Source organism: Arthrobacter sp. TJ-236 (assembly GCF_058269235.1).
On sequence record NZ_JBZCNI010000001.1, the window covers coordinates 873,887 to 891,000 of the forward strand.

A 17,114-nucleotide genomic window follows, 5' to 3' on the forward strand; every position below is an offset into this window, starting at 1 on the left:
CACTACACTTGACAGAGGTCTGGTCGCGTCGTTGCGATGCCTGCCGACCCACCGCGCTCAGGGCAACTTACGGAAGAGGCGTATACCAAGTGCCAGAACAGACCAGCCACCGTCTACCTGAAGAGTTCGGCGGAAACGAGTGGCTTGTTGACGAGCTGTACGAGCAGTTCCGCGAGGACAGGCAGTCGGTCGACCGCAAATGGTGGGATCTCTTCGACTCCTTCGACGCGGAGAACTCCACCGGGGAGAACGGACGCCACGCCGCGGCCAAGCCCGCCGAGGCCCCAGCCCCCCAGGCGCCGTCCCCGACGGCCCATCCGACCACGCGTGAACTGCCCGTCGTGAAGGCGGAGGCGCCCGCGCCGAAGGCCTCGGGCGAGAGCCCGGCCAGCACACAGCAGAGCGGCAAGCCACCCGTCGCGAAGGAACCCGCCGAGGAAGCCGCGAAGAAGCCCGAGACCTCCCGTGAGGACAAGCCGGCCGGCAAGCCCATCCCGGCCCAGCTCCCCGCCTCGGCCAGGAACGCCGAGATGGACGAGAACAAGGTCAACGTGCTGCGCGGTCCCGCGAAGGCGATCGCCACGAACATGGAGGCGAGCCTCAGCGTCCCCACGGCGACGAGCGTCCGCGCCATCCCCGCCAAACTCCTGATCGACAACCGCGTGGTCATCAACAGCAACCTGGCGCGCGCCCGCGGCGGCAAGGTCTCCTTCACGCACCTCATCGGGTACGCGATCATCCGCGCACTCGCCCAGTTCCCGTCGCAGAACGTGTACTACGACGTCATCGACGGCAAGCCCTCGGCCGTTCAGCCCGCGCACGTCAACTTCGGCCTCGCCATCGACATGCCGAAGCCGGACGGCACCCGCTCCCTCGTGGTGCCGAACATCAAGAAGGCCGAGACCATGAACTTCTCGGAGTTCTGGCACGCCTACGAGGACCTGGTGAAGAAGGCGCGCGCCGGCAAGCTCGGCGCCGACGACTACGCCGGGACCACGGTCTCCCTCACCAACCCGGGCGGCATCGGCACGGTGCACTCCGTCCCCCGCCTCTCCAAGGGCCAGGCCTGCATCATCGGCGCCGGCGCCCTCGAGTACCCCGCCGAGTTCCAGGGATCGAGCGAGAAGACCCTCGCGAAGAACGCCATCAGCAAGACCATCACGCTGACCTCCACCTACGACCACCGGGTCATCCAGGGTGCGGGCAGCGGCGAGTTCCTGCGGATCATCCACCAGCTGCTCCTCGGCGAGCAGGGCTTCTACGACGAGATCTTCGAATCCCTCCGCATCCCCTACGAGCCCGTCCGCTGGAGCGCCGACATCCAGGTGGACCCGGTGGACCAGATCAACAAGGTCGCCCGGATCCAGCAGCTCATCCACGCCTACCGCGTCCGCGGTCACCTCATGGCGGACACCAACCCGCTCGAGTACGTGCAGCGCAAGCACGCGGACCTCGACATCCGCACGCACGGCCTCACCCTGTGGGACCTCGACCGCGAATGGCCCACGGGCGGCTTCGGCGGCAAGCAGATGCTCAAGTTCCGCGACATGCTCGGAGTCCTCCGTGATGCCTACTGCCGCACCACGGGCATCGAGTACATGCATCTGCAGGACCCGGTGGAGCGCCAGTGGTTCCAGGACGAGCTGGAGCACCCGTACTCCAAGCCGGGCCGCGAGGAGCAGTTGCGCATCCTGCACAAGCTGAACTCGGCCGAGGCCTTCGAGACGTTCCTCCAGACGAAGTTCGTGGGTCAGAAGCGCTTCTCCCTCGAGGGCGGCGAATCCCTGATCCCGCTGCTCGACGCCGTCATCTCCGGAGCGGCCGACGACGGTCTGGACGAAGTGGCGATCGGCATGGCCCACCGCGGCCGCCTCAACGTCCTCACGAACATCGCCGGTAAGACCTACGCGCAGGTGTTCCGCGAGTTCGAGGGCACCCAGGACCCCCGCTCGGTGCAGGGCTCGGGTGACGTGAAGTACCACCTCGGCACCGAGGGAACGTTCACGTCCGACGCCGGCAACCAGACGAAGGTCTACCTCGCGGCGAACCCGTCCCACCTCGAGGCCGTGGACCCCGTGCTCGAGGGCATCGTCCGCGCCAAGCAGGACCTCCTCGACCAGGGCGACAGCTTTCCCGTGCTGCCGATCCTCATCCACGGCGACGCCGCATTCGCGGGTCAGGGTGTCGTGGCCGAGACCCTCAACCTGTCGCAGCTGCGCGGGTACCGCACCGGCGGCACCATCCACGTGATCGTGAACAATCAGGTGGGCTTCACCACGAGCCCCACGTCCTCGCGCTCCTCCGTGTACTCGACGGACGTCGCGAAGATGGTCCAGGCGCCGATCTTCCACGTGAACGGCGACGACCCCGAGGCCGTGGTGCGCGTCGCGCAGATGGCGTACCAGTTCCGCCAGCGGTTCAGCAAGGACGTCGTCATCGACATGGTCTGCTACCGCCGCCGCGGGCACAACGAGGGCGACGACCCCTCGATGACGCAGCCCATGATGTACAACCTCATCGAGGCCAAGCGTTCCGTCCGGAAGCTCTACACCGAGGCGCTGATCGGGCGCGGCGACATCACGCAGGAGGAGGCCGAGCAGGCGCTGCGTGACTACCAGGAGCGCCTCGAGCGCGTGTTCGCAGAGACCCATGCCGCACAGACCTCGCCGATCCCCGTCATCACGAAGGATCCCCAGGCCGTCTCGGACCTCGAGCGGCCCCTCGCCCAGCAGGCCGACGGTGCCGAAGGTGACGCACCGAGGACCGCCGTCAGCGCGGAGACCCTCGCGCACATCGGTGCGGCGCACACCGCGATCCCGGACGGCTTCACGGTCCACCCGAAGCTGAAGGCACTGCTCGACAAGCGCGAGCAGATGTCCCGCGAGGGCGGCATCGACTGGGGCTTCGGCGAGATCGTGGCCTTCGGCTCGCTGCTCATGGAGGGCGTGCCCGTGCGGCTCGCGGGCCAGGACTCCCGCCGCGGGACCTTCGTTCAGCGCCACGCGGTGTTCCACGACCGCGCGACCGGCCACGAATGGCTACCCCTGGACGATCTCAGCGAGGACCAGGCGAAGTTCTGGGTCTACGACTCGCTGCTCAGCGAATACGCGGCCATGGGCTTCGAGTACGGCTACTCAGTGGAACGCCCGGACGCCCTCGTGATCTGGGAGGCGCAGTTCGGCGACTTCGTCAACGGCGCGCAGACCATCATCGACGAGTTCATCAGCTCGGCCGAGCAGAAGTGGGGCCAGCGGTCCTCGCTCGTGCTCATGCTGCCCCACGGCTACGAGGGTCAGGGCCCCGACCACTCCTCGGCCCGGATCGAGCGCTTCCTGCAGATGTGCGCCGAGCAGAACATGGTCGTGGCGAACCCCAGCTCGGCGGCGTCGCACTTCCACCTCCTGCGCCGGCACGCCTACACGCGTCCGCGGAAGCCGCTGGTCGTCTTCACGCCGAAGCAGCTGCTGAGGCTCAAGGGAGCGGCGAGCCCCGTCGAGGAGTTCACGGAGGGCACGTTCCGCCCCGTCATCACGGACACGCTCGGGACGCCGGTGAAGGACGTCGAACGCGTGATCCTGGTGTCCGGTCGCCTGTACTACGACCTCCTCGCGTCCAGGCAGAAGCTGGACGACGAGCGGACGGCGATCGTCCGGGTGGAGCAGCTCTATCCGCTGCCCGTCGACGAGATCACGTCTGCGCTGCGGCAGTACCCCAACGCGGAGGTCGTCTGGGCGCAGGACGAGCCCGCGAACCAGGGGCCTTGGCCGTTCATCGGGCTGAACCTGCCGCAGGAACTCGACCGGCCCGTGCGTCTCGCCAGCCGGCCGGCTTCGGCAGCGACGGCCACGGGGTCCGCGAAGAACCACGCGATCGAGCAGGAACTCCTCATCAAGAAGGCCTTCGGTCGCCAGCAGTAAGCCGTCAGTATGATGATGGGTGGGGCCAGCGGCCCCACCCATCGTCTTTAAGGGCGCGAACGCAGCCCGTACCCGTCGCGTCTCAGCGCACCGACCAGCACACCGAGGGACCCGTGGAACAACGCAGAATCCGATTAGCAGCAGTGGGCGACGAACTCCTCGCAGGGCTCGGTGACCCCCGTGCTCTCGGATGGTTCGGGCGTGTGATGGCCCGGACGCGGCCCGACGGCGTACCGGTCGAGGCCTACAGTCTCGCGGCTCCCGGCGAGGGCACGGAGGCCCTGGCCAACAGGTGGCTGCAGGAGGTGGGACGACGCTTCGCGGACGGCCACGAGAACCGCCTCGTCATCGGTCTCTCCGACCGGGATCTGGACCTCGAGCTCTCCACCGCCCGGAGTCGACTGAATCTCGCGAACATCCTCGACGGCGCCGCGCAGATGAGCGTGCGCGTGCTCGTCGTCGGGCCCCCGCCGGGCCTGGACGCGGAGCGGAACCGCCGCCTCGCCGATCTCTCCGCCGCGTTCGGCGACGTCACCACGCGCCGCAAGCACGTCTTCGTGGACACCTTCACGCCGCTCCTCGCGCACGAGCAGTGGCGACACGATCTCGCGGCCAACGGCGGGGCACCCGGCCAGGCGGGTCATGGCCTCGTGGCATGGCTCGTGCTGCACCGCGGCTGGTTCCAGTGGCTGGACCTGCCGACGCCCGAGTAGCCGCAGGTCCATCATCTGGCACGTCCGAGGCCGCCCTCGCGGCCCTGGGTGACTTCCCGCGAACGCGCCGAGAACCTCCAGAACGCCCCGAGACCCTACTGGTCCCGGGGCGTTCGCGGGTTTTCAGGGCCCTGATGTTTCGCTGAGGTAACGACTGGGTTATCACTTCCTCACTGAGTATCCGGGGCAACTTTTGTTCGCTATGCTTTCCCCGTGTGATTGCCGTCACTGCCGCAATCCGCCTCGAGGGGCCGCCCTGCGTCCCTCGCACCAAGCAGAGTAAGGACTATCCAATGCGTAATAAGCGCGCTACGACGCTCGCCGCACTGTCCATCGGAGCTCTCCTGCTGAGCGCCTGTGGATCAGCGGGCGGCACCGCCGAGACCCCGGCATCGGAAGGTGCCGAGGAGAACCTGGCCACGACCATCAACATCGCCATCAGCCAGGCGCCCACCGGCTACAACGGCAACACCGCCGCGACCAACGCCGTCTACAACACCTACGTGGACAACCTCACGTCGAGTTCCTTCGTCTCGTACAGTCCCACTGCGGAGCTCGAGCAGAACACGGATTTCGGGACCTTCGAGAAGACGAGTGACGATCCCCTGACCATCAGCTACACCATCAACGAAGATGCCGTGTGGTCCGATGGCGTGCCGATCGACTACGACGACGCGCTGCTCACGTGGGCCGCGTCCTCCGGCACGCACCCGAGCGGCGTCACCGACGCCGAGACCGGCGCCGAGGCGGATCTGTTCCTGGCTGCGTCCACCAACGGCTTCGCCCAGATGGAGATGATCGAGGGTGAGCCGGGCGACAAGGAGTTCGAGGTCGTCTTCAGCGAGCCCTATGCGGACTGGGAAGCCCTCTTCACCACGGGTGTCTTCATGCCAGCGCACATCGCCGCGGAGCAGGGCGGCATGTCCGTCGAGGGTGACGGTGCCGAACTGGTCGAGGCCATCAAGGCGAAGGACATCGCGGCACTGACCCCGGTGGCGGAATTCTGGAACACGGGCTGGAACTACGAGGTCGACCTGCCCACGCTCCCCGACACCGCGATCCTCCCCTCCTCCGGTCCCTACAAGCTGGACAACGCCACGAACGGCACCCTGACGCTCGTCAAGAACGACCAGTACTGGGGCGAGGACCGCGCCGGCCAGACCGACATGATCGTCTTCAAGACGATCGTCGACGAGGAAGCCGTCCAGGCTCTGCAGAACGGCGACGTCGACGTCATCGATCCCTCCAGCCCCACGGTCGACACCAAGGCTGCTCTCGAGCAGATCGGCGAGACCGTCACCGTGGACACCGGGCAGTCGCTCACGTTCTCCCACGTGGACCTCGACCAGCGCCCCGGCGCGGTCTTCGAGGACGTCAAGGTCCGCCAGGCCTTCGCCGCCTGCATGCCGCGCGCCGACATGGTCGACAAGTTCGTGACGCCGATCGATCCGTCCGGCTCCGTGTTGAACCTGCACGAGTACCAGACCTCGCAGACCGACTACGAAACCGTTCTCGAGGGCGCTCCGGCTGCCCAGGGCGACGGCGTTGCCGACATCGAGCGCGCCAAGACCCTCCTCGCAGAGGCCGGCAAGACCGAGCCTGTCAGCGTCTCGCTGATGTTCGCCTCGACGAGCCAGCTGCGCGCCGATCAGGTTGCACTCATCAAGGATTCCTGCGACCAGGCCGGCTTCGAGATCACTCCCCAGCCCGAGGCAGAGTGGAGCGCCAAGCTCTCCCAGCCCGGCACCTGGGACGCGGTCATCTTCGGCTGGTCCGGCTCCGGACTGGTCGCCTCAGGTCAGTCGATCTACGTGACCGACGGTGAGCAGAACTTCGGCGGCTACAGCGACGCGGAGGTCGATCGCCTGTGGACGGAGATCGCCACGAGCACCGACGCCGAGCAGGTCGTCCCGCTCAAGACGGAACTCGAGCAGCGTCTCGCGGAGACCCAGTACAACGTGGTGCTCTACTCGAACGCGGACATCATCGGTTACTCCTCGAAGCTCGAGGGCGTCGAACTGAACCCGACGCAGACCGGTATCACCTGGAATGCCTACCGCTGGACGAAGCAGAACTGATCGTCCCAGCCGGAACCGCATGAGGACGGGCAGGCCCTCGGGCCTGCCCGTCCCTGTGCCCGGCTCCGACCATCATCTGCACGCCTCCTAGGAGCTCCCCGTGTTCTACTTCATCGCCAAACGGACGTTCATCTCGTTCTTCATCATGCTCGCGGCCACAACGCTGATGTACTTCCTCACCATCTCCTCGGGCGACCCGATGGAGGATCTGGGTGAACAGAGCGGCCCGGAAAGAGCAGCAACCGAGGCGGCACGTCGGGCCGCCATGAACCTCGACGTCCCCCCGATCCCCCGCTACTTCCTGTGGCTGCAGGACGTCGGCCACTGCCTCGTTCCCGGTGGCGTGAGTTGCACCCTAGGCCAGGACCGTTCCGGAGCGGCCATCCTCCCGCAACTCGAGAACGCCATCGGCTCGACCCTGCGACTCGTCGTGGTCGCCACGGTGCTCGCTCTGGTTCTGGGCGTCGTCGTGGGCATCGTCACCGCCATCCGGCAGTACAGCGCCTTCGACTACTCCGTGACCTTCATCTCCTTCCTGCTGTTCTCCCTGCCGCTGTTCTGGCTCTCGACGCTCCTCAAGCAGTACCTCGCAATCGACCTGAACACCTGGCTGTCGAATCCGCAGGCGTCGTATCTGACGATCGCGCTGGTCGGGGTGGTCGCCGGCGTCATCTGGGCGGTGATCGTCGGGGGCGACCGGCGTCGGAGACTCATCACGTTCGGGGTCGCCGCTGTTGCCACCGCGCTCGCGCTCTACCTGCTCCTCGTCACGGGCTGGTTCGTCGATCCAGGGTTCGGAGTCGTGGGCATGCTGATCTCCGCAGCAGGCATCGCCGTGCTCTGGACCGCACTGCTGGCCGGATTCCGGCGCCGTCGCGTCCTGCACGCCGCCCTCGCTGCGGGAGCGGTCGCCTTCATCGGCTACCTCGTCTCGATCCCGCTGCTCGAGTCGCCGAACTGGCTGCTCATCCTGGGATTCGTCGTGGTGCTCGCGGTGGTCGCATATGTGGTCGCCGGCATCGTCGCCGGACCCTTCAGGGCGCAGGCCGCGAAGATCGGTGCCCTGATCGCCGTGTCCATGACCCTGATGATCCTGGTCGACCGACTCCTCCAGGCGTACCCGACGCTGTCGGCGAAATCCGGCGGGCGGCCCATCCCGACCACCGGCTCGCAGTCCGCGAACCTCGAGGGCACGTTCTGGGAGATCAACCTCGACTACGCGCTGCACCTCATCCTGCCGACCATCGCGCTGACGCTGATCTCCTTCGCGCTGTACACGCGGTACACGAGAGCCAGCCAGTTGGACGTCATGAACCAGGACTACATCCGCACGGCACGGGCCAAGGGGCTGAGCGAGCGCACGGTCCTCGTCAAGCACGCCTTCCGTAACGCCATGATCCCGATCACCACGCTGATGGCCTTCGACTTCGCCGGCATCCTCGGCGGCGCCGTGATCACGGAGCAGGTGTTCGGCTGGAACGGCATGGGCAAGATGTTCGTCGACGGGATCGCCAACGTGGATCCCGGACCCGTCATGGGATTCTTCCTCGTGGTCGGTACCGCAGCCGTGCTGTTCAACATGCTGGCCGACATCGCCTACGCGTTCCTCGACCCGCGCATCACCCTGAGCTAGGACACTCCCATGAGCAAACATCAGAACCCGCAGGACGACGCCAGGCCCTCGGTCGAACTGTCCGAGCTGACACTGCAGAGCCAGGACACCGACATCGCGACGGCTACGCCCACGCTCCTGCAGACGGACCAGATCCGAACCACGGAGGCCAAGAGCCAGGGACGCCTCATCCGGGAGCGCTTCCTCCGCCACAAGGGTGCTCTCGCCGGCATCGGGCTGCTGGCCGTGATCGTCCTGCTGGCCTTCAGCTCCATCGGCTTCGCGGGCATTCCCGGGTGGTGGAACAAGGAGTACGACGTCCTCGCGGACCGTTTCAACGAGGGCCGTCCGACGCTCACCCTCTGGCCGTTCAGCCTCGGCGAGCACCCCTTCGGTCAGGACGTCCTCGGTCGTGATTACTTCGCCCTGACCATGCGCGGCACCCAGACCTCGCTCATCATCGCGTTCATCGTCGGGCTCGTGGCCATGGTCATCGGTACGGCCGTCGGCGCCGTCGCCGGGTACTTCCGGGGGTGGACCGAGGCCTTCCTCATGCGCATCACGGACGTCGTCATCACCATCCCGACCGTCGTGATCGCGGCGGCCGTCGCAGGAATCGTCGCGAAGGCGGGCGTCATACCGTTCGCGCTCTTCCTCGGGGCCGTGACCTGGACCAGTCTCGCGCGGCTCGTGCGCGGTGAGTTCCTGTCCCTGCGCGAGAAGGAGTTCGTGGAGTCGGCGAAATCGGTGGGCGCCAGTTCGTTCCGCATCATCTTCAGGCACATCCTGCCCAACACGGTCGGCGTCATCATCGTGTCCACCACACTCGCCATCTCGAGCGCGATCCTGCTCGAGACCGCGCTGAGCTATCTCGGCCTGGGCGTCGTCGCTCCGGACACCTCGCTCGGGAAGGCCATCAACGACAACCGTTCCGCACTCACCGTGCGCCCCTGGCTGTTCCTCTGGCCCGGCGCGTTCATCATCGGTATCGCTCTCGCCGTCAACTTCATCGGTGACGGCCTGCGCGACGCCTTCGACCCCAAGCAGACAAGGGTGAAGCAGTAATGGCACATTCGGTCGTCATCTCCGACGAGCAGCAGCCGGTCGGCACCGGCGCGATCCTCGCCGTGAAGAACCTCGGCGTGGAGTTCAACGTCGACAACGAGTGGGTCATGGCCGCCGAGGAGGTCTCCTACGAGATCCACCCCGGCGAGATCCTCGCGATCGTGGGCGAATCGGGCTCCGGCAAGAGCATGAGCTCCATGGCCCTGCTCGGCCTGCTCCCCCGCAACGGTCGCTCCACGGGCAGTGCGACGATGCGCGGCACGGAACTCATCGGCGCCTCGCAGGGCACGCTGCGGAAGGTCCGCGGCAAGGAGATCGCCATGATCTTCCAGGAGCCGATGACGGCACTGAATCCCGTGCTGACCGTCGGTGAGCAGATCCGCGAGGCCGTGGAACAGCACACGGAGCTCTCACCCGCGCAGGCGAAGCAGCGTGCCATCGAGCTCCTGCGGATGGTGGAGATCCCCGAACCGGAACGCCGCTACGACTCCTTCCCGCACCAGTTCTCCGGTGGGCAGCGCCAGCGCGCCATGATCGCGATCGCGCTCTCCAACGATCCGATGCTGCTCATCGCCGACGAGCCCACCACGGCCCTCGACGTGACGGTGCAGGCCGAGGTCCTCGACCTGCTGCGGAAGCTCAACAAGCGGCTGAACAGCGCGGTGCTGCTCATCACGCACGACATGGGCGTGGTCGCGGATCTGGCCGATCACGTGATCGTCATGGAGAAGGGGCGGATCGTCGAGGCGGCTCCCACGGCTCAGCTGTTCTCTGCTCCTGCCGAGGCCTACACGCGCCAACTGCTCGGCGCCGTACCCCACCTGGGCTCGAAAGTGGGCGGGGTGCTCACCGACGTCGAGGTCGTGGACGGGCACATCAGCATCCACGAGGAGTACGCGGAGCAGGCGCTGCGGTCCCGCGAGACGCACACGGCAGCCGGCGTGGTTCCCGCGCTGGAACTGCAGGACGTCGACATCGAGTACCCGGGCCGATTCCGCCAGCCGCCGTTCAAGGCCGTCAACGGTGTCTCGTTCACCATCAATCCCGGGGAGGTCCTGGGGCTCGTCGGGGAATCCGGCTCCGGCAAGTCGACCATCGCGCGTGCCGTCACGGGGCTCATCGGCACCGCCGGTGGCCGCGTGAGCATCGGCGGGACCGACATCACGAAGCTCAGCGCCCGGCAGCTGCTGCCGCTGCGGAAGAAGTTCGCCATCGTGTTCCAGGACCCGGCCGCATCACTGAACCCGAGGCTCTCCATCGGCGACAGCATCGGTGAGCCTCTCCTGCTGCACGAGAAGCTGGGCCGCAAGGAGCTCGACACGCGGGTCGCCTCGCTCCTCGAGGACGTCCAGCTGCCGGTCGCGTTCCGCAACCGGTACCCCCACGAGCTCTCGGGCGGGCAGCGCCAGCGCGTGGGGATCGCCCGCGCGCTGTCCCTCCAGCCGGATCTGCTGGTCGCCGACGAACCGACGTCGGCCCTCGACGTCTCTGTGCAGGCGAAGGTCCTGGACCTGCTGCAGGACCTGCAGCGTGAGCGCGGCTTCGCATGCCTGTTCGTCAGCCACGACCTCGCGGTCGTCGAACTGCTCGCCAGCCATATCGCCGTGCTCAACAAGGGGAGCCTCGTCGAGCTGGGGACCACCGAGCAGATCCTCAAGTACCCCCGTGACCCGTACACGCGGAGGCTCCTCGCGGCCGCCCCCGTGCCGGATCCGGGTGAGCAGTCGAGGCGCCGCGAGCAGCGCTCGGCGATCCTCGCCGCGGGAGTCACCGACTAGGCGCACAGGACCATGTCGGCGGGAAGCACAGGCCGGCCACGCGCGACGACGAAGGGAGCCCTCCGGCGACGGAGAGCTCCCTCTCTGGTCCGGCGACGGGCGACGCCGGGATCGCCTCGGTCAGTGGCGGAGGACGATCTTCCCGACGACGTCGCCCTCCAGCATCCGCGCGAAGCCGGTCGCTGCCTCGTCGAACGGGAGGATGCTGTCGATCACCGGCCGCACCCCCGTCGCCACGAGGAAGCGCGTCAGGCGGACGAGCTCCTCACGCGTGCCCATCGTGGATCCCAGGACCCGCAGCTGCAGGAAGAACAGGCGGTTGAGGTCAGCGGAGGGTGCGGGGCCGGTCGTCGCACCGCAGGTGACGATGGTCCCTCCCTGGACAAGGGACTTCATCGAGTGCGCCCACGTCGCCTCCCCCACGCTCTCGAACACGACGTCGACGCGCTCGGGCAGGCGGGCGTTCGTCACGAACACCTCGTGCGCCCCGAGGTCGAGGGCGCGCTGCCGCTTCTCCTCGCTCCGGCTCGTCGCCCAGACGCGGAACCCGGCGGCCGAGGCGAGGGCGATGAGTGCGGTCGCGACGCCGCCGCCGGCCCCCTGGACCAGGACGGTGGAGCCGGGCGCCGCGGGCGACACCGTGAACAGCATGCGGTAGGCGGTGAGCCAGGCGGTGGGCAGGCACGCCGCTTCCTCGAAGCTGAGTTCCGCCGGCTTGGGCACGAGATTCCGCTCGGGCACCCAGACGTGGTCGGCCATGGTGCCCGGGCTCCGTTCGGAGAGCAGGGACCGCCGCGGGTCGAGGGTCTCGTCGCCACGCCAGTCGGCGCTCGAGATCACGCCGTGGACGATGACCTCGTTGCCGTCGTCGTCGATCCCCGCCGCGTCGCACCCGAGGATCATCGGGAGCCGCTCGGCAGGAAGCCCCACGCCCTTGAGCGACCACAGGTCGTGGTGGTTGAGGCTGGAGGCCATGACCCTGACGCGGACGTCGCCGTCGCGGGGGGCAGGGACGGCGAGATCGCCGATCGTCAGACCGGCGAGCGGATCTTCCGCTGATTGACTGGCGGCGTACACGGCACGCATTCGAGCTCCTTCGCTGACGGCGGGTGTCCCCATCCTAGGCTTGGCCCTCGTCGGGGCGGGGCCCGCAGCCCGGCTGTTTAGGTGGCCTCCCGACCGTATGGGAGACTTGGGTCAGTTCTGCACGTCTACAGTGCCTGATCAAGAAGGAGGCTGCCATGAGCAAGCGAGCACGCAAGCGTCGCGACCGCAAGCGCGGAGGCGCCAACCACGGTAAGCGCCCCAACACCTGACACCAGGCGTTGACTGCACCACCGACGACGAAGCCCCCGGCACCTTAAGGTGCCGGGGGCTTCGTCGTGATCGGGGTCAGGATTCCGTGGGGAATTGACGGGTCAGTGATCCACCGTCTTCAGCTGGCTGATCCGATCGAGGATGCTCGCCTTCAGGGTCGAGGGCGCCACTTCGGTGCAGGAGCGCTTCACCACCGAGCGGATCACGCACTCGAGGTCATGTTCGTCGGCGCACTGGGGGCAGCCGTCCAGGTGGTTCTTGATGTCGACGAGGTCCTGGTGCGAGAGCGCACCGTCGAGGTACTCGTAGAGCCTCTCGATCCTCGTGTCGGCGCAGTCGCCCATGCTTTCGCAGTCACTCATGTGGTCATCTCCTTCTCTGCCGATCCTGCCGACACCTGTGCCCTGGCCCGCGCCTCCGCGGCCGCCGGACCCAGTCCGCGCTCGTACGCGTACTCCGCCAGGAGCTCGCGCAGCAGCTTGCGGCCGCGGTGCAGACGGGACATCACCGTCCCGATCGGGGTGTTCATGATTTCCGAGATCTCCTTGTAGGCGAAGCCCTCGACGTCCGAGAAGTAGACGGCCAACCTGAACTCCTCGGGGATCGCCTGCAGTGCGCTCTTCACGTCGGAATCCGGCAGGTGGTCCAGTGCCTCCGCCTCGGCGGACTTGAGCCCGCTGGAGGTGTGCTCCGCGGCCTTCGCGAGCTGCCAGTCCTCGATGGTGTCCGAGTGGGACTGCAGGGGCTCACGCTGACGCTTGCGGTAGAGGTTGATGTACGTGTTCGTCAGGATCCGGTACAGCCATGCCTTCAGGTTGGTGCCCGGCCGGTACTGGTGGAAGGCGGAGAACGCCTTCGTGTACGCCTCCTGCACCAGGTCCTCGGCGTCGCTCGGGTTCCTGGCCATGCGCATGGCGGCCGAGTACAGCTGGTCGACGTACTGCATGGCGTCACGCTCGAAGCGAGCCTTGCGGTCCGCCTCCGACTCCGTCGAGACGTCGAGATCTGCGTCTTCGGCCTGCGCGCTGCCTGAGGGGGCTGTTGTATTCATCGTGCTGAAGTCTACGCGGCCCGGTCGCCGCACGGCCGGGGACGCCGGACGTCGCACCGACGTCGACAGCTGGAAGTCCGCGGACTCCGTCACCACCCGGGGGTGCGCCGTACTCACGCCCGTCATGTGCGGTCCTCGTGGTCGTGTGTCATGCAGGGTTCAACCGCACTCCCCTACCCCTTATTCCTCCCCGCCGACCACCACCGATCAGCGGTCCGCCGACGGCGTGCGCACCCGCCACGTGTGAAACTAGACTCAGCGTGCTTCGTATCCATCGACTTCATTGACGTCCGGCGCAGAGCGCCGACCACCAGGAGGCAGTAGTGACCCTTGTCCGCGTAGTAGCCCGACCCCTGATCGCCAGCAGTTTCGTGTTCTCCGGGGTGGACCGACTCCGGAACGCCGGCGCCACCGCTCCCCAGCTGAAGCCCGTGCTCGCGGGGGTGACCAGGGTGATCCCCTCCGCGGCCGCCGTCACGAACAACGAGAAGCTCGTGGGTCAGGTGCTCGGCGCCACCCAGGTGGGAGCAGCGCTCCTGCTCGGCATCGGACGCTTCTCGCGCGTCGCGGCCCTGCTCCTGACCGTGACCGCCACCGTCAACACGCTCGTGGACTACCGCTCGGCGGACGCCACGACACCGGAGGGGAAGAAGCAGCGCCGCACCACACTGCTCAAGAACCTCTCGCTGATCGGTGCCGTCCTGCTGGCCGCCGTGGACACGAACGGCCGTCCCGGGATCGCCTGGCGCGCCGAGCACCTCGCCATCGACGCGCGGCGCAACGCCACCGGGCTCGGCAGGGACGCGAAGAAGAAGCTGAAGAAGGCCGACAAGGCCGTGCGCAAGACCGCCGCCGACGTCGTCGGTTCCTGACTCCGTGGCAGCGACGTCAGGCGGGGCGCCCAACCAGCACGAGTGGCCGGCGCCCCGTCTGACGCGTCCGGTGGACGCGGAACTCACGGTGCCGGCCAGCAAGTCGCTGACGAACCGCTACCTGGTCCTCGCCGCGCTCGCGGAGGGCCCCAGCAGGATTCGCCGTCCGCTGCACTCGCGTGACTCGGCGCTCATGATCGAAGCCCTGCGGGCGCTCGGTGTGGGTGTCGAGGAGATCTCCGGCGACGGCGGCTTCGGCCCCGACCTCCTGGTCACCCCACTGCGCGCGGACGCGGTGCCCGGGGATCGGGCCGTGGAGTGCGGCCTCGCCGGGACCGTCATGCGGTTCGTGCCTCCCCTCGCGGGCCTCGTCACCGGGGCAACGGCGTTCGACGGCGACCCGCATGCGCGCCGCAGGCCGATGGCCAGCATCATCGACGCGCTGCGCGGCCTCGGGATGGTGGTCGACGACGACGGGACCGGCACGCTGCCGTTCACGGTCCACGGCACCGGGTCCGTCCCGGGCGGCCGGCTCGTCATCGACGCCTCGGCTTCCTCGCAGTTCGTCTCCGCCCTCCTGCTCGTTGGAGCCCGCTTCCGTGACGGCCTCGCCCTCGAGCACGTGGGGAAGCCTGTCCCGAGCCTCGATCACGTCCGGATGACCGTGGAGACCCTGCGATCCCTCGGCGTGGCGGTCGACGACACCGTGCCTGATCACTGGCGCGTCTCCCCCGGCCCCATCGCGGCGTTCGACGTCGCCGTGGAACCCGACCTCTCCAACGCCGGCCCCTTCCTCGCGGCCGCGCTCGTGACCGGCGGCACCGTGCGCATCCGCAACTGGCCGCGAACCACCACCCAGGTGGGCGACCAGTGGCGGAGCATCCTCCCCCGCATGGGAGCCTCGGTGACCCTCGACGACGACGTCCTGACCGTGCGCGGAGGTGGAGCCATCACCGGCGGCGTCTTCGCGGACACGTCCGAGCTGGCGCCCACGGTCGCCGCCCTGTGTGCGCTCGCGACGACGCCGTCGACCCTCACGGGCATCGCCCACCTCCGCGGGCACGAGACCGACCGCCTGGCGGCTCTCGTCACGGAGATCAACGCGCTCGGCGGGGACGCCGAGGAGACCGCCGACGGCCTGGTCGTCCGGCCGAGAACCCTGCACGGCGGCCTCTTCCACACCTACGACGACCACCGGATGGCTACCGCGGGAGCCATCATCGGCCTCGCCGTGGACGGCGTGCGGGTCCAGAACATCGGTACGACGGCGAAGACCCTGCCCGAGTTCCCGGACCTCTGGGCGGCGATGGCGCAGACGTCGGCGGACTCGGGGACAGATGCGCCCGTGTCGTCGCCGCCCGAGGCTCCAGTGCCCTACCAGGCTTCAGGATCTTCGGAGCCCGCGCGGCAGTCCGAGCAGGACGCCCGGGTGGCCCGCGCATGACCGACGCCGGCAACCGCCGCGGATCGAGGTCCTGGGACGAGTCCGACGTCCGCATCCGCCCGAACAAGAAGGGGACGCGCCCCAGGACGAAGACGCGCCCCGCCCACGACGACGCCGTCACGGGTCGCGTGGTGACCGTCGATCGCGGTCGCTACACCGCCGTCGTCGACGAGGACACGCCCGACGAGCGGATCGTCGTCGCCGCACGGGCACGTGAACTACGGCGCAACGCCGTCGTTGCCGGTGATCTGGTGGCGCTCGTGGGTGACCTCACCGGCGGTCCCGATTCGCTCGCACGGCTGGTCAGAATCGAGGAGCGGCGTACCGTACTGCGACGCAGCGCCGACGACACAGATCCCGTGGAGCGCGTGGTGGTCGCGAACGCGGACCAGCTCGTGATCGTCGTGGCGGCGGCCAATCCTGAACCGCGGACCGGCTTCATCGATCGCGCACTCGTGGCCGCCTACGACGCCGGGATCGAACCGCTGCTCTGCATCACGAAAGCCGACCTCCGGGACCCCGCCGCCCTCCTCGCCAACTACGAGCACCTCGACCTCCGCGTCATCATCAGCCGGACCGACGACGCCGTCGGGATCGACGCCACCTCGGACGACGGCCACTCCGCGCTCCTGCAGCACGGCGCCGTGGACGCCCTGCGGGAGGAACTCGACGGGCAGGTGAGCGTGCTGCTCGGCCACTCCGGCGTCGGCAAGTCCACCATGGTGAACGCACTGACGGGTTCGACGCGCGCCACGGGAGGCGTGAATGCCGTCACGGGTCGCGGACGCCACACGTCCTCCTCCGCCCTCGCCCTCAAGGCCGCGGACGCCTCTCCGGGTACCTGGATCATCGACACCCCGGGCATCAGGTCCTTCGGGCTGGCCCACGTGGACGCCGACCGCATCCTCAAGGCCTTCCCCGACCTCGAGCCGGGCACCGAGCGCTGCGAGCGCGGCTGCCGGCACGACGACGACGCCGTGGGGTGCGGCCTGGACGGCTTCGTGGAGGAGGGGCTCGCCGGTGACTCCGGACCCGTGCGGCTCGCCTCCCTCCGGCGCCTCCTGAGCGCGGGCATCGCCGACGCGCGAGGTAACTCACACGACGCGAAGGAGCTCGGCCAGCAGTGACCGGCCGCCGGGCTGGTAGTGTTGAGCCCGTTGTTGTTTGCGCATTTGATTTCTGAGCCTTGACCCTCCGTCCGGAGTTCGACAGCTTCTCTGATAAGCGAGTAACGAACACCACGAGGCAGCCCGAACGTCGGGTCTGC

The 17,114-nt window shown here is 68.0% G+C and carries 13 protein-coding genes; 10 read left to right on the forward strand and 3 right to left on the reverse strand.

What is annotated here, in order from left to right:
• Positions 1-89: 89 nt before the first annotated feature.
• The 6 genes from AC4D16_RS04065 to AC4D16_RS04090 all read left to right on the forward strand — a co-directional run bounded on the left by AC4D16_RS04065 (position 90) and on the right by AC4D16_RS04090 (position 11,163).
• Positions 90-3,917 (forward strand): multifunctional oxoglutarate decarboxylase/oxoglutarate dehydrogenase thiamine pyrophosphate-binding subunit/dihydrolipoyllysine-residue succinyltransferase subunit, encoded by a 3,828-nt coding sequence (locus AC4D16_RS04065; RefSeq protein WP_490954040.1) that lies wholly within the window; start codon positions 90-92, stop codon positions 3,915-3,917.
• Positions 3,918-4,030: 113 nt separating this feature from the next.
• Positions 4,031-4,630, forward strand: coding sequence for a GDSL-type esterase/lipase family protein (locus tag AC4D16_RS04070; protein WP_490954041.1), 600 nt, complete (start codon positions 4,031-4,033; stop codon positions 4,628-4,630).
• Between the two features lie 293 nt (positions 4,631-4,923).
• Positions 4,924-6,708 (forward strand): ABC transporter family substrate-binding protein, encoded by a 1,785-nt coding sequence (locus tag AC4D16_RS04075; RefSeq protein ID WP_490948818.1) that lies wholly within the window; start codon positions 4,924-4,926, stop codon positions 6,706-6,708.
• Positions 6,709-6,808: 100 nt separating this feature from the next.
• Complete coding sequence (locus tag AC4D16_RS04080) at positions 6,809-8,341, forward strand: ABC transporter permease (RefSeq protein WP_490948817.1); 1,533 nt, start codon at positions 6,809-6,811, stop codon at positions 8,339-8,341.
• A gap of 9 nt (positions 8,342-8,350) precedes the next feature.
• A complete protein-coding gene (locus AC4D16_RS04085; RefSeq protein WP_490954042.1) occupies positions 8,351-9,385 on the forward strand; it encodes an ABC transporter permease in 1,035 nt (344 codons plus the stop codon).
• On the forward strand, positions 9,385-11,163 hold the full coding sequence (locus tag AC4D16_RS04090) for an ABC transporter ATP-binding protein (protein WP_490954043.1): 1,779 nt from the start codon (positions 9,385-9,387) through the stop codon (positions 11,161-11,163). The genes AC4D16_RS04085 and AC4D16_RS04090 overlap by 1 nt, the downstream gene beginning before the upstream one ends.
• A 120-nt stretch (positions 11,164-11,283) precedes the next feature.
• Here the strand turns inward: AC4D16_RS04090 and AC4D16_RS04095 are convergent, their stop codons facing one another.
• Positions 11,284-12,249: a zinc-binding dehydrogenase gene (locus tag AC4D16_RS04095; RefSeq protein ID WP_490954044.1), complete on the reverse strand. Its 966-nt coding sequence runs from the start codon at positions 12,247-12,249 to the stop codon at positions 11,284-11,286.
• A gap of 155 nt (positions 12,250-12,404) precedes the next feature.
• On the opposite strand from AC4D16_RS04095, the gene AC4D16_RS04100 reads away from it, so the two are divergent.
• On the forward strand, positions 12,405-12,479 hold the full coding sequence (locus tag AC4D16_RS04100) for a 50S ribosomal protein bL37 (RefSeq protein ID WP_369299106.1): 75 nt from the start codon (positions 12,405-12,407) through the stop codon (positions 12,477-12,479).
• Positions 12,480-12,581: 102 nt separating this feature from the next.
• Here the strand turns inward: AC4D16_RS04100 and rsrA are convergent, their stop codons facing one another.
• Positions 12,582-12,842 (reverse strand): mycothiol system anti-sigma-R factor, encoded by a 261-nt coding sequence (gene rsrA, locus AC4D16_RS04105; RefSeq protein WP_490948813.1) that lies wholly within the window; start codon positions 12,840-12,842, stop codon positions 12,582-12,584.
• Complete coding sequence (locus tag AC4D16_RS04110) at positions 12,839-13,657, reverse strand: sigma-70 family RNA polymerase sigma factor (RefSeq protein ID WP_490948812.1); 819 nt, start codon at positions 13,655-13,657, stop codon at positions 12,839-12,841. The genes rsrA and AC4D16_RS04110 overlap by 4 nt, the downstream gene beginning before the upstream one ends.
• A 197-nt stretch (positions 13,658-13,854) precedes the next feature.
• Between AC4D16_RS04110 and AC4D16_RS04115 the strand changes: the two genes are divergently transcribed.
• Genes AC4D16_RS04115 through rsgA form a run of 3 tightly spaced genes read left to right on the forward strand, consistent with a single transcriptional unit; the run spans position 13,855 to position 16,974 of the window.
• Entirely contained in the window at positions 13,855-14,403 is a 549-nt protein-coding gene (locus AC4D16_RS04115; RefSeq protein WP_490948811.1) for a DoxX family protein, read from the forward strand.
• A 4-nt stretch (positions 14,404-14,407) separates the two neighbouring features.
• Entirely contained in the window at positions 14,408-15,847 is a 1,440-nt protein-coding gene (gene aroA, locus AC4D16_RS04120; protein WP_490954045.1) for a 3-phosphoshikimate 1-carboxyvinyltransferase, read from the forward strand.
• Positions 15,844-16,974, forward strand: coding sequence for a ribosome small subunit-dependent GTPase A (rsgA, locus tag AC4D16_RS04125; RefSeq protein ID WP_490954046.1), 1,131 nt, complete (start codon positions 15,844-15,846; stop codon positions 16,972-16,974). Before aroA ends, rsgA begins: the two co-directional genes overlap by 4 nt.
• Positions 16,975-17,114: the final 140 nt, after the last annotated feature.

Bases quoted from the DNA above. Each gene is read 5' to 3' on its own strand.
- AC4D16_RS04075 (WP_490948818.1), top strand. From the start codon at position 4,924: ATGCGTAATAAGCGCGCTACGACGCTCGCCGCACTGTCCATCGGAGCT.
- AC4D16_RS04085 (WP_490954042.1), top strand. From the start codon at position 8,351: ATGAGCAAACATCAGAACCCGCAGGACGACGCCAGGCCCTCGGTCGAA.
- AC4D16_RS04090 (WP_490954043.1), top strand. From the start codon at position 9,385: ATGGCACATTCGGTCGTCATCTCCGACGAGCAGCAGCCGGTCGGCACC.
- AC4D16_RS04095 (WP_490954044.1), bottom strand. From the start codon at position 12,249: ATGCGTGCCGTGTACGCCGCCAGTCAATCAGCGGAAGATCCGCTCGCC.
- rsrA (WP_490948813.1), bottom strand. From the start codon at position 12,842: ATGAGTGACTGCGAAAGCATGGGCGACTGCGCCGACACGAGGATCGAG.
- AC4D16_RS04110 (WP_490948812.1), bottom strand. From the start codon at position 13,657: ATGACGGGCGTGAGTACGGCGCACCCCCGGGTGGTGACGGAGTCCGCG.
- rsgA (WP_490954046.1), top strand. From the start codon at position 15,844: ATGACCGACGCCGGCAACCGCCGCGGATCGAGGTCCTGGGACGAGTCC.